This is a genomic window from Bacillus cereus group sp. Bc061 (genome assembly GCF_027715825.1).
GTDB classification, from domain to species: Bacteria; Bacillota; Bacilli; order Bacillales; family Bacillaceae_G; genus Bacillus_A; species Bacillus_A paranthracis.
The window spans coordinates 19,305-31,995 of sequence record NZ_JAQFTZ010000002.1; the positions used below are offsets into that span (position 1 = coordinate 19,305).

Here is a 12,691-nt window from a genome sequence, read left to right on the forward strand (position 1 = left end):
TCCTATAAAGTACGATTTATTTCCATATCTAAAAATAATTATTGAACATCGTATCCTTGATCTTCGATTACAGCAACAATATCTTTTAATGTTACAGCAGACGAGTCGATAGTAACTTCAACAGTTCCTTCTGCTAATTGAACTTTCACTTGTTCAACACCGTTTAGCTCTTTCACACTGCTTTCGATAGCATTTACACAATGTCCACAAGACATACCTTCAACTTGTAATGTTAACTGTTCCATTTAAAATCCTCCTCTTGTTTATTCATTGTTTGTTAATCACAGTTACATCTTACCATACCCCCCTAAGGTAATCAATGGTTTTTTATCATGATTTTTCAATTATTTTCTAAAAGTTTATTTTACACACACTTTTTCACACCAATACAAGGATAAACAAAAAACAAGCTAGTTACACACTAGCTTGTTTTTACGCTTTTGAAAAACGTTCAAATACTGTCATTAATTCTTCGATTGCTTCGTCACCATTACCATTTTTAATTGCACCTGAAACACAATGACTCGTATGGTTTTTTAATACACCCATTCCTACTTTTTTCATCGCTGCATTAATCGCTGAAATTTGCACTAAAATATCCACGCAATACCGATCATTTTCAATCATATTTTGAATACCCCGAACTTGCCCTTCAATTCTCTTCAATCTATTTATAATTTGCTCTTTTTCTTTTTCTGATCTATGTGTTACTGCTTCATGCTCTTTATGCCCCATATTATCACCTTCTTAAAGTTTCTCTTCAGCCAATAAAACAATTACTTTTACGAGTATACCAATTATAGCATTAAATATCTATGCATGATACCCCATATGAGTATATTTCCACTTTATGATTATTCTTAACACATTGTTAGCTTCTCAGTCTTAATTTTCATTATACCCTTTCCTTTTTTCAAAAAACAATAATAAGCGAGGGTTGTCCATCCCCGCTTATTATTCATTCCCAAATATAAAAGCCTCAATCTTCACACATGTAAATTGAGACTTTTTCTTCCTATATATAATTATTGCTGATCACATACTTTTGTATCATTCACTACTGAAGTTCCTTCAACGGTTACCGTATGAAAACAGTCATTTACACGAACTGTCACAACATTATCTTGCCGATCAATGATATGATATTCATTAAAATTTTTATTTAGAGCACTGCGAATTTGTTCTCCTTCATAAATTGGGATACCATGCGATAAAACCCAAATAAGTCCAGCGATAGCGAGAATAGTTTTCATACGATCTACCTCCTTGAGAATATAGTGAACTTTTCATCCGTGCTTTTTCAGCTCTACGAATCATAATTGGAATGAACCAAGCCTTTTCGGAAATAAGTTCATTTCGTCTATTTTATGTTTATGCTAATTGTGAACGAATTGTGACAACTTTTTGTCTCTTTAGACGAAAAATTGAAACAAAACTTTCAAAAAGGACAATTCTACTTACGCAAACAAAAGGCTATGGAGAAATTCCCCATAGCCTTTTGCTTACATTTAATTAGACGATCATTTCATTATGTTTAATAGTAAGTGTTTCAATTTGAATGGTAGCATGTTCAATATGAAACTCTTGTTTTAACATATCAATAATATTTTGAAGTACTTCTTGATCATCCTGTTTTTTATCAATCATTACATGGACGCTTAATGCGTCTAATCCAGATGTAATTGTCCAAATATGAAGATCATGTAAATCACGTACACCTTCTACTCCTTTAATCGCTTGCTTCACTTTCTCTAGTTCAATTGCAACGGGTGTACCCTCCATAAGTATATGAATGGAATGTTTTGTTACTCCCCACGCGCTCTTTAAAATTAATAAAGCAACAACTACTGAAATAATTGGATCTGCTATATACCATGAGAATAACGACATAAGTACCCCAGCTACTAATGCTCCCACTGACCCTAAAGCATCTCCAAGAACATGTAAATACGCGCTACGTAAATTTACATTACTTTTCACATCACCTTGTCTCATCAGTGCCCATGCACTAATTAAATTTGCTAGTAAACCAATTGATGCGATTAACATCATTGGACCACTTGAAACAGTTGGTGGTTCAAAAAACCGACCAATTGCTTCCCATACGATAAGCCCTGCTACAACAAATAACGTAATTCCATTAATTAATGCCGCCAAAATCTCAAAACGATAATATCCATACGTTTTTTTAGAAGTAACCGTTCTAGCTGCTAATCCAATAGCAATTAAACTTAATAATAATGAACTTGTATCGCTTAACATATGTCCTGAATCAGATAATAAGGCCAAACTATTTGTAACTAGTCCCCCGAAAAATTCAAGGAACATGATAGTTGCTGTAATCACTAAGGCTGTAATTAATCCTTTTCTGTTACCTTTCCTACTTTCCTCAAAATGATGATGGCCATGGGAATGCCCGTGAGCATGCCCATGATGTTGGTGACCGTGATGATGTCCCATATAAATGCCTCCTTTTAATTTTGTTTGTCTTTCATAATTCCACTATTAAATTTTTATTTTATTTACAAATGGCTCTTTTCTTATTTGAATCGAACTTGTTGGACAGCCGTCACTTGCCGCCAACATTGCTTGCAAGAAAATTTTTGGAATACCCATTATTCCTTGGTTATTATCTAATACACCAAATGATTTTCCTCTTCCGTCTACCTGATATATATCAGGTGCTATAGAAATACATAGTCCACATGCCTCACAATTCTTTTTATTTACAACCGTAGAATATAACACTATAAACCACCTCCGATATAAATATACAATACGTAGGTAGGGTATATTTATACCAAACTTCCTTCTAAAGTTTCTATTTCTCTAGTTAAATAATAATAGCATATCGGTTTTAAATCGCTATCTAATTCATAAACCAATGGTGTTCCTGTTGGAATGTTCACATTTTCTATATCTTTATCTGAAATTTGATCTAAATGTTTTACTAAAGCACGTATTGTATTGCCGTGTGCTGCTATAATTACTTGTTTACCAGCTTTTACGTTAGGAGCTATCTCTTCATTCCAATAGGAAACAACTCGTTTTTCTGTATCTTCTAGATCTTCTGTAAGAGGAAACTCATAATCTTTTACATCTCTATATTTCGGATGTGCTGCTTCATATCTTTCGTCATCTTTTGTAAGTGCTAGTGGGCGTACATTTGTTGAACGTCTCCATAATGTTACTTGTTCATCGCCATATTTTCTCGCTGTTTCTTCCTTATTTAATCCTTGAAGCGCACCGTAATGTCGCTCATTTAATTTCCATGTTTTATGAACAGGTATCCACATCAAATCCATTTCTTCGAGAGTAATCCATAAAGTACGTATCGCTCTTCTCAAAACAGATGTATATGCGATATCAAACGAGAAACCATTAGCTTTCAGCATTATTCCAGCTTCTCTTGCTTCTTTCATACCTTTCATTGATAAATCAACATCTGTCCAACCTGTAAACCGATTTTCAACATTCCATTCACTTTGTCCATGTCTTATTAATACAAGTTTAACCATACTTATTATCTCCTCTCCTTTGAAAGTTGCATTTTCATAAAGAAGTATCTTTATGAAAATGCATTGTTACATATTTAGTTCTTTTTTGTTTATTTCACTACTATGACTAAACGCTAATTCAATTAATCCATTTACGTGAGAGTCATCTAATGAATAAAAAACAAGTTTCCCCTCTTTACGCTTTTTCGCCAATCCTATCGTTTGTAATAGTCTTAAGTGATGTGAAGCTGTTGCAATACTACTATGAATAATACTTGCGACATCACGTACGCAAAGTTCCTTTTCTGTATACAACGCATAAGCAATTTTTAAACGTGTTTCATCTGCAAGTGCCTTAAACATCTTCGCTACACTACTTATATTCTCTTTCTCTAGCATATCACTTGCATGTTTTACTTTTTGCTCATCATAATAACAAAGTTCACAATACTCTTCACTCATATGTAACACCTCTTATTCAAATATATATTTGATTATGTATGTAGTATACCTTATAAACGAGAAACATTCAAATGTTCATTTGAATGTTTCTCGTTTATATTAAATTACTCGCTTTCTCACTAGCTTTTTAATTGATGGATACGTTGCTTTTAAACAATAATGAAAAAAAAGGTAAGCAATCGCTCACCTTTTCCCTCTTCTATATGTGACTAACAAACCTCAATCCTTTACTTAAAGAAGTCGGTACAACAGATGCATGGTTCTCCCCTTCCGCCTCATAAAACGTAAATCGAAACTGATCGTGTTTTACTTTGAAAAGGCGCTCTGATAATTCGTTTGCCCCTACAACCATATGCTCTCGTTCAAGTGAACCAACTGTAAGAAATACTCCTGTTTTAACCTTTGCCTTGTTTAATTCATTTATAAGATTCCCTTCTTTTTCAAGCACAGATTGGTTATTCCACCAAATAGATGGACTACTAATAAAATAATTTTGAAAGGCATTTATGTTTGTAAATAATATATGTAAAGCAAATAGTCCACCTAAAGAATGCCCAAATAGTGTTTGCTTTCCTTTATCAATTTCAAAATTCTTTTCAATTTGCGGCTTTAATTCTTCTTCAATAAAAGTAAAGAAATGATGTGCTCCTCCTGTTTTAGGCCAAGGTTTACCATCTGGTTTTAAAGCCGCATCTTTTGAAATTACGCTAGGCGTAAAATCATAACATCTTTCTTCACCTGAAAATGCCCCTTCGATTGGATAACCAATACCTACTATAATGGCTGGTGAAACACCTGTTTTTTCCGCTCTAACTGATTGTATTTTAACCGCTTCATGGAATGTTTGAAAAAAGGCATTACCATCTAATACGTAAATGACAGGATATCCTGAATCCAGTGCTGGTTGCCTCGGCTTTGAAATATGAATTTGATATTCCTTACCATCTAATTTTGAATACATGTTCCACTGTTCAGTATTAGATGTTACAATCTGCTGTTTTTCAATCGTAGTGTTCATCTTATATCCCCCCTTCTTAACTCGTTACATATATTTCTACTTTTTCTTCTTGAAATACAACGCTATCATAACCGAAGCAAACAGGAGACCCATTATACGGATCAATCATGACACGTGCATCAATATGAAATACTTCTTTTAACACTTCATTTGTAATGATTTCTTCTGGGCTACCAGTTGTAACGATTTCTCCTTCCTTCATTGCAATAATTTCATCTGAAAACCTTGCTGCATGGTTAATATCATGTAATACCATAACGACCGTACAATTATGGTCTTTATTTAATTTCTCCACAATTTGTAATACATCTAATTGATGAGACATATCAAGATATGTAGTTGGCTCATCTAATAACAACACTTCTGTCTCTTGTGCCAAAGCCATCGCTAGCCATACCTTTTGTCGTTGACCACCTGATAGATTTGCAATTTGTCTCGTTCGAAATGCAGAAGTTTTCGTTATATCTAATGCCCAGTCAATCATCTCTTTATCTTTTGAAGTTAACTTATTTACATTATTTCGATGTGGATAACGTCCATAAGAAATTAATTCTTCTACCTTAAGCTCTCCTGGTGCAATTGGAGTTTGCGGAAGTAGAGCTAACTGCTTCGCAATTTCTTTCGTTGGAATTGTATGTAAATCCTGTCCTTGCAAATATACTTTACCACTCTTTTGCTTTAAAATTCTTCCCATCGTTTTTAACAGTGTCGATTTACCGCACCCGTTTGGTCCTATAATTGTCGTTACTTTTCCTTCTTGTATTTCCACATTTAAATCGCGAAACACTGTAAGCTTTTCATAACTTGTTTCTAAATTTTTCGCACTTAAAATACTCACTTTTATTCCTCCTCTTACGCTTTCGCCTTATAAAGTAAATATAAGAAATAAGGTACACCGACAATAGAAATAACGATTCCAACTGGTAACTCTACAGGTGTGAAAACTGTTTTTGCGATAAAGTCTGAAGCAATTACAAGAAACATTCCAATTACTCCGCACGTAGGAATGATATGCTTATGCTGAATACCGACAAGTCTTTTCGCTATATGCGGTGCCATTAATCCGATGAAACCAATACTTCCTGAAACTGCAACACATGCGCTTACAAGTCCGATACTACTTAGTAGTAAAATTGATTTCTCTCTTTCTACTGAAACACCTAAACTTGTAATACTCGTTTCTTCCAATTGAAATAAATCTAATAAATAAGCTTTCTTTTGTATAAGTGGAATCAGTATGATAAGCCACGGTAACATTGCAATAATATACTTCCAGTTTGCACTATATATACTGCCTGACACCCAAACTGCAGCCATCTCGAAATCGGTTGACTTCATTTTGAGTGATAAATACATAGAAAAGGCTCCAAATCCTGATCCAATCGCAATCCCTGTTAATAAAAGACGCTGCGAATCTAACTTACCATTTTTCCAAGAAAACAGATAAATGATGATAGCTGCACCTAATCCGCCTACTAAACCAAACATTGGCATCATCATAATAGAAACCCAGTCTGTGCTTTTTAATTGCCCTTGGAAGAAAAACATAAAAATGACGATTGCTGTTCCTGCTCCTGCATTAACTCCTAAAATACCTGGGTCTGCCAATCCATTTCTCGTAATTCCTTGAATAACAGCACCTGCAACACCGAGACCTACCCCTACTAATCCCGCAATTATGATGCGCGGGAGACGAAACTCAAAAATAACTAAATCATGGTCTGGTACTGGATCTATTCTAAGGAGTGTTTTACATACATCTGTAATCGTAATATCAAACGTACCATTCGTTAAACTAATATAAATAGCACATAGTATTAAAAATATACTAATCCCCATCGTCATTCCAAAACGTTGACTTGAACTTTTAAGCATGTCTCTCTCCTCCTCTTGTACGGATTAAATAAAGGAAGAAAGGAATTCCAATTAAGGAGGTAACGACTCCAATCGGTGTTTCAAATGGATAGTTTACAAACCTACTTAAAATATCACATAACGCTAGAAAAACGCCGCCAATAACGCCTGCGCATGGCAAAATCCACTTATAATCTACCCCAATTATAAAGCGAGTAATGTGCGGAATAATTAAACCTACAAAACCAACTTTCCCCACTAAAGCAACTGCCGTTCCTGTTAAAAAGATAACTGATAAAATAGCCATCGCTTTAACTAGTTTTGTACGCTGCCCTAGGTTAATAGAAACTTCTTCTCCTAAAGAAAGAATCGTAATAGATTTTGATATTAACAGCGCTAAAACTATTCCAATTATCCCAAACGGTATCGTAATTTTAATGATATTAGGGTCTACTTGGTCTAATTTTGCATTAAACCAAAAACTAACATTTTGAGAAATTTGGAAGTATGAAGCCATTGCAGCAGACACACTGCTTAAAAATGTTCCAATAACTGTCCCAATAATCGCTAACCGAACTGGCGATAAACCATTTTGAAGGAGCGAACCAAAACCAAATACGATACCGGCTCCTAATGCAGAACCAATCATTGAACATACAACCATACCAATCGATGACATTCCCGGAAGAAAAATCATACAAAGTGTAATAACAAAAGCTGCCCCATCCGTCACACCCATAATAGAAGGGGATGCAAGATAGTTTCTTGTCATCCCCTGCATAAGTGCTCCTGATATGGCTAGAAATGCTCCAACTAAAAGAGCTGCAACTACCCTTGGTAAACGTGAAGTAATAATGATATTATGATTTACATCACTTGAATCAAAATGAAATAACGCGTTCCACACCGTTTCAGCATCAATACTTTTCGCCCCATACAAAATAGAAAGTATAACTGTAAATAAGATGAGTATGGGTGCTATACATAATATAGTTACTGGTACTGCATTTGTTTTCTGCATATCATTCAACGCACCTTACTTATTGTATTATTTAGATAAATTTTTCACTGCTTCTTTTAAGAACGCTGTTTTACTCCAAGCAGTACCACCTTGTGCCATTGGATCAACAACGTTTACAAATACTTTCTTTTCTTTCGCAGCATTCATACTTTGCCAAATTGGATTACTTTCAATTTCTTCTAGCACTTTCGGGTTTTTATTTTCAGTTGTTTCATATTGTAAGAAAATATAATCTGGGTTTAGTTCAGCAAGTTTTTCAAATGAAATTTTCTCTTGTGCTTTTACAGTTTTCAATTGTTCTGGAACAGTTAATCCAAGATCTTTATAAATTACAGGGTTGAAGTATACTCCTTCTGGGTATAGGAATAATTCGTTTGCTCTTAGTCTGATTACAAGGACTTTTTTGTCTTTTAACTTATCTCCTAGTTTTGCTTTTGCTTTTTCAGCGTCCGCATTGTAATCTTTAATAATTTTTTCAGCTTTATCTTTTTTACCAGTTAATTCTCCCATTAACTTTAAGTTATCCTCCCAATTTGTTGAAACATGTGATACCGGGAATGTAGGAGCTACTTTCGTAAACTTTTCAGCTGTTTCTGCTGGGAATTTCGTACTAGATGTAATAACGTCTGGTTTTAATTGAAGTAATGTTTCGAAATTTGGTTGCATTTTCTCACCAACAGATTTCGCACCTTCTAAATCTTTCTCCAGATACTTTGGTAATTTACCACCAACCGTAATCGCACCAACTGGTTTAATTCCAAGTACTGCTGCATCTTCCATTGACTCTAAACTAGCTGTTGCAATTTTATCTACTTTTGCTGGCACTGTATATTCTTTACCTAAATATGTAATTTTTCGTTTTTCGTCTTTTTTCGTCTCACTAGCCTTTGTCTGTTGAGTTTTTTCTCCTGAAGTTTTATCCGCACTATTACATGCTGCTAGTCCTACACTTAAAACTGTTACCATACCTAATGTAAATAACTTCTTATTCATCTTTAAATATCTCCTCTCGAATTTCCAAACTATATTCTCAATAAAATTTAACTATATGAAACTTGTCCTACATATATATTTTATTAGATTAATAATTCTATCCAGAACTCATTCTCGTTCACTTCCCCTAAGCTATAATTCTTTTATACCTCACCCATTGATAATCTTTTTCATTGATAATGATTATCGTTACTAATTATATATTTAATATGCAATTATTTCAAGAAAGATTTGAAAAATTTTAACAAACTGAATTAAAAAAGAAGTATCCGCCTCATGTTAGGTAGATACTTCTTTTTTTTAGAAATTTATATGTAATTCAACTGGGCAATGGTCTGACCCCATTACTTCACTATTAATTTTCGCCGCTGTTATTTGGTCTTTCATTCTCTCGGAAACAACAAAATAATCTAAACGCCATCCAATATTTTCACCTTTGTAATCTTGCTCTTACATTTATGAATACATACATACACACTTTATTCAGGTTATACTAATTTCAGAGGTGATGTTCTTTGCACAATGAAGGAGTTACGTTAACAAATGAGCATTGGCAAGCAATTATTCATAATGATTCTTCCTATGATAGCAAATTCTTTTATGCCGTGAAATCAACCGGGGTTTTTTGCCGACCGTCATGCAAATCAAGAATACCGAATAAAAACAATGTACGAATTTTTCATCATGCAGAGCAAGCATTAAGTGAAAACTTTCGCCCGTGCAAACGTTGTAAACCAAATGGGCTCACTTTACCTAATGAAGAGTGGGTAGAACAAATTAAAGAGTATATCGAAAAACACTTTGATGAATTATTAACTCTAGACATACTTGCGGAAATGTGCCATGGTAGCCCCTTTCATTTACAACGCACTTTCAAAAAAATGACAGGAATAAGTCCGATAGAATATATACAGCAGTTCAGAATTGTTAAAGCAGCAAAACACCTTTTACACACAAATCAACCCATTAAAGAAATTAGTACTGCCGTCGGGATAGAAAACCCAGAATATTTCGCAACTTTATTTAAAAAGAAAACTGGATTTACCCCTACTGAATATCGAAAAAAGAATGAAATGAAAGAGGGATACAATAATGAATTCTTACAAAAATAATTATATATATTGGACGCTACTGACACATGCAAATTGGAAGTTTCATATTGCTGCAACTGAAACTGGACTATGTTTCATTGGATCACAAAACGAAACCTTTGAAGAAGTAAATATATGGGCTAGAAAAAAACTGCCTCAACATATATTGATCCATAGTCCAGATTACTTACAAGTATATACAAAAGAAATGATCGAGTATTTAGAAAACAAGAGAGAAACCTTTACATCCCCTATCGCTGCTTACGGAACTGCATTTCAATTATCTGTTTGGAGTACGGTACGTGAAATTCCTTATGGAAAAACATATTCTTATACAGAAATTGCAGATAGAATTCAAAAACCTACAGCGGTACGTGCCGTTGCGTCTGCTATTGCTGCCAACCCAATTCTCATTATGATTCCTTGCCACCGTGTTATCGGAAAGAATGGTAAACTAACTGGTTTTAGAGGAGGATTAGAAATGAAGAAAGAATTGCTTGCATTAGAAAAATTACAGGTGGAATTCATATGACAGCCGAATATAGTAACGCATTAACTTTAACAGTTCCAACAGAATTTAGTTTTCAAGAAAATTTACGCTATCTATCCCGTTCTAACAATGAATGTATGTTCCACATTGAAGATAACAAAATTTATAAAGTTATCCCTGTTCACGATGTAAATCCTTTAGTTGAAATTAGTATGAATGCGGATGATACTATTCAAATACGTTTTTTAGGAGAAGCCTATATCTCTGCAAAACCGATACGCGATGCTGTAGCTAACTATGTAACTGAATGGTTTGATTTAACTACTGATTTAGCTCCCTTTTATACATTAGCTAAACATGATGTACTCCTTCAAAGACCAATTGAACAATATTTTGGCCTTCGTACTTTAGGTATTCCAGACTTATTTGAGGCACTTTCCTGGGGAATTATCGGGCAACAAATTAACCTCACTTATGCTTATACACTAAAAAGAAGATTAGTCGAGACATTTGGAAGTTATGTAGAATGGAACGATAGAAAGCATTGGATATTCCCATCACATGAAACAATTGCCAATTTACACGTAGAGGATCTCAAAAATTTAAAAATGACGACTAGAAAATGTGAATATTTAATCGGTATTGCAAAGCTTATTACAGAAGGAAAACTATCAAAAGAATCTTTACTACAAACACAAGATGTAAAGATTGCTGAAAAACAATTAACTGCTATACATGGTATAGGTCCGTGGACTGCTCACTATGTTTTAATGCGCTGTTTACGATTCCCTTCCGCTTTTCCAATTGACGATGTTGGTTTGCACAATGCAATTAAATATATAACAGGTTCTAAAAGTAAACCGACTAAACAGGAAATAAAAGATTTTGCGGCAAATTGGATCAACTGGGAGTCTTACGCAACTTTTTATTTGTGGCGAGTATTATACTAAAAAACCAAGTAGCGTTTTTGCACTACTTGGTTCTTTTTTAAGCTTGTTCTTCAAATCGTCTTGCAATTTCTATAATAACTTGAACAGCTTTTTCCATAACATCTACCGAAACATACTCAAATTTACCGTGATAGTTTTCACCACCTGTGAAAATATTTGGGGTTGGTAATCCCATATACGATAATTGTGATCCATCTGTTCCACCGCGAATCGGATGAATATTTGGTTCGATATTTAAACTTTTCATTGCCTCATATGCAATATCAACAATTTCTCTCACTGGTTCAATCTTTTCAAGCATGTTATAGTATTGATCATTCATTTCTAAAACGACTGCATCTCGTCCATACTTCTCTTGCATTTGCTTCACAATATTTTCAACGTTATGTTTACGCGCTTCAAAATTTTCACGATCAAAATCTCGAATAATATAATACGCTTTACTTTGCTCAACATCACCATTTAAAGAAAGTAAATGATAGAATCCTTCATACCCCTCTGTATATTCTGGTGCCTCTTCTACTGGTAAATAGCTATTAAACTCCATAGCAAGTTTAGTTGCGTTACGCATTTTATTTTTCGCTGTTCCAGGATGTGTATTCGTTCCGTTAAACGTTAACTTAGCACCTGCAGCATTAAAGCTTTCATACTCTAAACCACCTAATGGACCTCCATCCATCGTATAAGCAAATGAAGCGCCAAACGCTTCTACATCAAAATGCGCTGGGCCGCGGCCAATTTCTTCATCCGGCGTAAACGCAACTCTAATTTTCCCATGTTTAATTTGCGGATTATGTATTAAATAATTCATTGCAACCATAATTTCTGTAAGACCAGCTTTATCATCTGCTCCTAACAGTGTTGTACCGTCCGTTGTAATAATCGTATGTCCTTTATAAGACGGTAATTCTGGGAACTGTTCTGGCGTTAATACAACATTAAGCTCTTCATTTAATGTAATTGCGTTCCCGTCAAAGTTTTCATGAATTTGTGGTTTTACATTTTTTCCAGTAAAGTCTGTTGCTGTATCTAAATGTGCTAAAAAGCCGATTACAGGAACATCCTTATCCGTATTAGCCGGAAGTGTTGCCATTACATATCCGTTATCATCCATCGTTACTTCTGTTAACCCAATTTCTTTTAACTCTTCAACTAATAACTTACCAAACTCAATTTGTCCTGGTGTTGTTGGCACTGTATGACTGTCTTCATTTGATTGCGTATCAATCTTTACATATCTCGTAAATCTTTCAATAAGTTCTTGTTTCAAATTCATTCACTCCCTTTTATACTTCTTTCTCTATTATAATCCTTG

16 protein-coding genes and 1 pseudogene are annotated in these 12,691 nt (G+C 34.4%); 3 read left to right on the plus strand and 14 right to left on the minus strand.

The window, feature by feature from the left end; genetic code table 11:
• Nucleotides 1-38 precede the first annotated feature (38 nt).
• The 13 genes and pseudogenes from copZ to PDQ40_RS09495 all read right to left on the minus strand — a co-directional run.
• Nucleotides 39-245 carry a copper chaperone CopZ gene (copZ, locus tag PDQ40_RS09435; protein WP_000436973.1) on the minus strand — a complete coding sequence of 69 codons (207 nt, stop codon included), beginning with the start codon at nucleotides 243-245 and terminating at the stop codon, nucleotides 39-41.
• Between the two features lie 187 nt (nucleotides 246-432).
• Entirely contained in the window at nucleotides 433-735 is a 303-nt protein-coding gene (locus PDQ40_RS09440) for a metal-sensing transcriptional repressor (protein WP_000509877.1), read from the minus strand.
• Between the two features lie 290 nt (nucleotides 736-1,025).
• Entirely contained in the window at nucleotides 1,026-1,253 is a 228-nt protein-coding gene (locus PDQ40_RS09445) for a hypothetical protein (protein WP_000849103.1), read from the minus strand.
• Between the two features lie 259 nt (nucleotides 1,254-1,512).
• Nucleotides 1,513-2,460, minus strand: a complete 948-nt coding sequence (locus tag PDQ40_RS09450) for a cation diffusion facilitator family transporter (protein WP_000509823.1) — start codon at nucleotides 2,458-2,460, stop codon at nucleotides 1,513-1,515.
• Between the two features lie 45 nt (nucleotides 2,461-2,505).
• Nucleotides 2,506-2,748 carry a ferredoxin gene (locus PDQ40_RS09455; protein WP_086405156.1) on the minus strand — a complete coding sequence of 81 codons (243 nt, stop codon included), beginning with the start codon at nucleotides 2,746-2,748 and terminating at the stop codon, nucleotides 2,506-2,508.
• 47 nt (nucleotides 2,749-2,795) lie between these two features.
• Nucleotides 2,796-3,518, minus strand: coding sequence for a 2,3-diphosphoglycerate-dependent phosphoglycerate mutase (gene gpmA / locus PDQ40_RS09460; RefSeq protein ID WP_000240139.1), 723 nt, complete (start codon nucleotides 3,516-3,518; stop codon nucleotides 2,796-2,798).
• Nucleotides 3,519-3,584: 66 nt separating this feature from the next.
• Complete coding sequence (locus PDQ40_RS09465; protein ID WP_001288312.1) at nucleotides 3,585-3,959, minus strand: ArsR/SmtB family transcription factor; 375 nt, start codon at nucleotides 3,957-3,959, stop codon at nucleotides 3,585-3,587.
• 199 nt (nucleotides 3,960-4,158) lie between these two features.
• Nucleotides 4,159-4,977, minus strand: coding sequence for an alpha/beta hydrolase (locus tag PDQ40_RS09470; RefSeq protein WP_001098336.1), 819 nt, complete (start codon nucleotides 4,975-4,977; stop codon nucleotides 4,159-4,161).
• A gap of 16 nt (nucleotides 4,978-4,993) precedes the next feature.
• The gene (locus tag PDQ40_RS09475) at nucleotides 4,994-5,815 is read right to left on the minus strand and encodes an ABC transporter ATP-binding protein (RefSeq protein ID WP_000025757.1); all 822 of its coding nucleotides are present in this window, start codon (nucleotides 5,813-5,815) and stop codon (nucleotides 4,994-4,996) included.
• Between the two features lie 14 nt (nucleotides 5,816-5,829).
• Nucleotides 5,830-6,852 (minus strand): FecCD family ABC transporter permease, encoded by a 1,023-nt coding sequence (locus PDQ40_RS09480; RefSeq protein ID WP_000920465.1) that lies wholly within the window; start codon nucleotides 6,850-6,852, stop codon nucleotides 5,830-5,832.
• Nucleotides 6,845-7,852 (minus strand): FecCD family ABC transporter permease, encoded by a 1,008-nt coding sequence (locus tag PDQ40_RS09485; protein WP_001173060.1) that lies wholly within the window; start codon nucleotides 7,850-7,852, stop codon nucleotides 6,845-6,847. The genes PDQ40_RS09480 and PDQ40_RS09485 overlap by 8 nt, the downstream gene beginning before the upstream one ends.
• A gap of 27 nt (nucleotides 7,853-7,879) precedes the next feature.
• The gene (locus PDQ40_RS09490) at nucleotides 7,880-8,845 is read right to left on the minus strand and encodes an iron-hydroxamate ABC transporter substrate-binding protein (RefSeq protein ID WP_001035495.1); all 966 of its coding nucleotides are present in this window, start codon (nucleotides 8,843-8,845) and stop codon (nucleotides 7,880-7,882) included.
• Between the two features lie 300 nt (nucleotides 8,846-9,145).
• Nucleotides 9,146-9,283: pseudogene (locus tag PDQ40_RS09495) on the minus strand (exodeoxyribonuclease III); the annotation flags it as partial.
• 77 nt (nucleotides 9,284-9,360) lie between these two features.
• Here PDQ40_RS09495 and adaA point away from each other — a divergent pair.
• Genes adaA through alkA form a run of 3 tightly spaced genes read left to right on the plus strand, consistent with a single transcriptional unit; the run spans nucleotide 9,361 to nucleotide 11,376 of the window.
• Nucleotides 9,361-9,957 carry a bifunctional transcriptional activator/DNA repair enzyme AdaA gene (gene adaA / locus PDQ40_RS09500; protein ID WP_000551320.1) on the plus strand — a complete coding sequence of 199 codons (597 nt, stop codon included), beginning with the start codon at nucleotides 9,361-9,363 and terminating at the stop codon, nucleotides 9,955-9,957.
• The gene (locus PDQ40_RS09505; protein WP_001089830.1) at nucleotides 9,938-10,468 is read left to right on the plus strand and encodes a methylated-DNA--[protein]-cysteine S-methyltransferase; all 531 of its coding nucleotides are present in this window, start codon (nucleotides 9,938-9,940) and stop codon (nucleotides 10,466-10,468) included. Before adaA ends, PDQ40_RS09505 begins: the two co-directional genes overlap by 20 nt.
• Nucleotides 10,465-11,376 carry a DNA-3-methyladenine glycosidase II gene (alkA, locus tag PDQ40_RS09510; protein WP_000123534.1) on the plus strand — a complete coding sequence of 304 codons (912 nt, stop codon included), beginning with the start codon at nucleotides 10,465-10,467 and terminating at the stop codon, nucleotides 11,374-11,376. The genes PDQ40_RS09505 and alkA overlap by 4 nt, the downstream gene beginning before the upstream one ends.
• 37 nt (nucleotides 11,377-11,413) lie before the next feature.
• Here alkA and pepT read toward each other — a convergent pair whose 3' ends face one another.
• Nucleotides 11,414-12,646: a peptidase T gene (pepT, locus tag PDQ40_RS09515; protein WP_000806991.1), complete on the minus strand. Its 1,233-nt coding sequence runs from the start codon at nucleotides 12,644-12,646 to the stop codon at nucleotides 11,414-11,416.
• Between the last annotated feature and the right edge of the window lie 45 nt (nucleotides 12,647-12,691).

Excerpts from the sequence above, each read along its gene's own strand:
- alkA (WP_000123534.1), top strand. The coding sequence starts at position 10,465 with ATGACAGCCGAATATAGTAACGCATTAACTTTAACAGTTCCAACAGAA.
- PDQ40_RS09485 (WP_001173060.1), bottom strand. The coding sequence starts at position 7,852 with ATGCAGAAAACAAATGCAGTACCAGTAACTATATTATGTATAGCACCC.
- copZ (WP_000436973.1), bottom strand. The coding sequence starts at position 245 with ATGGAACAGTTAACATTACAAGTTGAAGGTATGTCTTGTGGACATTGT.
- PDQ40_RS09440 (WP_000509877.1), bottom strand. The coding sequence starts at position 735 with ATGGGGCATAAAGAGCATGAAGCAGTAACACATAGATCAGAAAAAGAA.
- PDQ40_RS09450 (WP_000509823.1), bottom strand. The coding sequence starts at position 2,460 with ATGGGACATCATCACGGTCACCAACATCATGGGCATGCTCACGGGCAT.
- PDQ40_RS09445 (WP_000849103.1), bottom strand. The coding sequence starts at position 1,253 with ATGAAAACTATTCTCGCTATCGCTGGACTTATTTGGGTTTTATCGCAT.
- PDQ40_RS09490 (WP_001035495.1), bottom strand. The coding sequence starts at position 8,845 with ATGAATAAGAAGTTATTTACATTAGGTATGGTAACAGTTTTAAGTGTA.
- PDQ40_RS09505 (WP_001089830.1), top strand. The coding sequence starts at position 9,938 with ATGAATTCTTACAAAAATAATTATATATATTGGACGCTACTGACACAT.
- PDQ40_RS09465 (WP_001288312.1), bottom strand. The coding sequence starts at position 3,959 with ATGAGTGAAGAGTATTGTGAACTTTGTTATTATGATGAGCAAAAAGTA.
- PDQ40_RS09470 (WP_001098336.1), bottom strand. The coding sequence starts at position 4,977 with ATGAACACTACGATTGAAAAACAGCAGATTGTAACATCTAATACTGAA.
- gpmA (WP_000240139.1), bottom strand. The coding sequence starts at position 3,518 with ATGGTTAAACTTGTATTAATAAGACATGGACAAAGTGAATGGAATGTT.
- PDQ40_RS09480 (WP_000920465.1), bottom strand. The coding sequence starts at position 6,852 with ATGCTTAAAAGTTCAAGTCAACGTTTTGGAATGACGATGGGGATTAGT.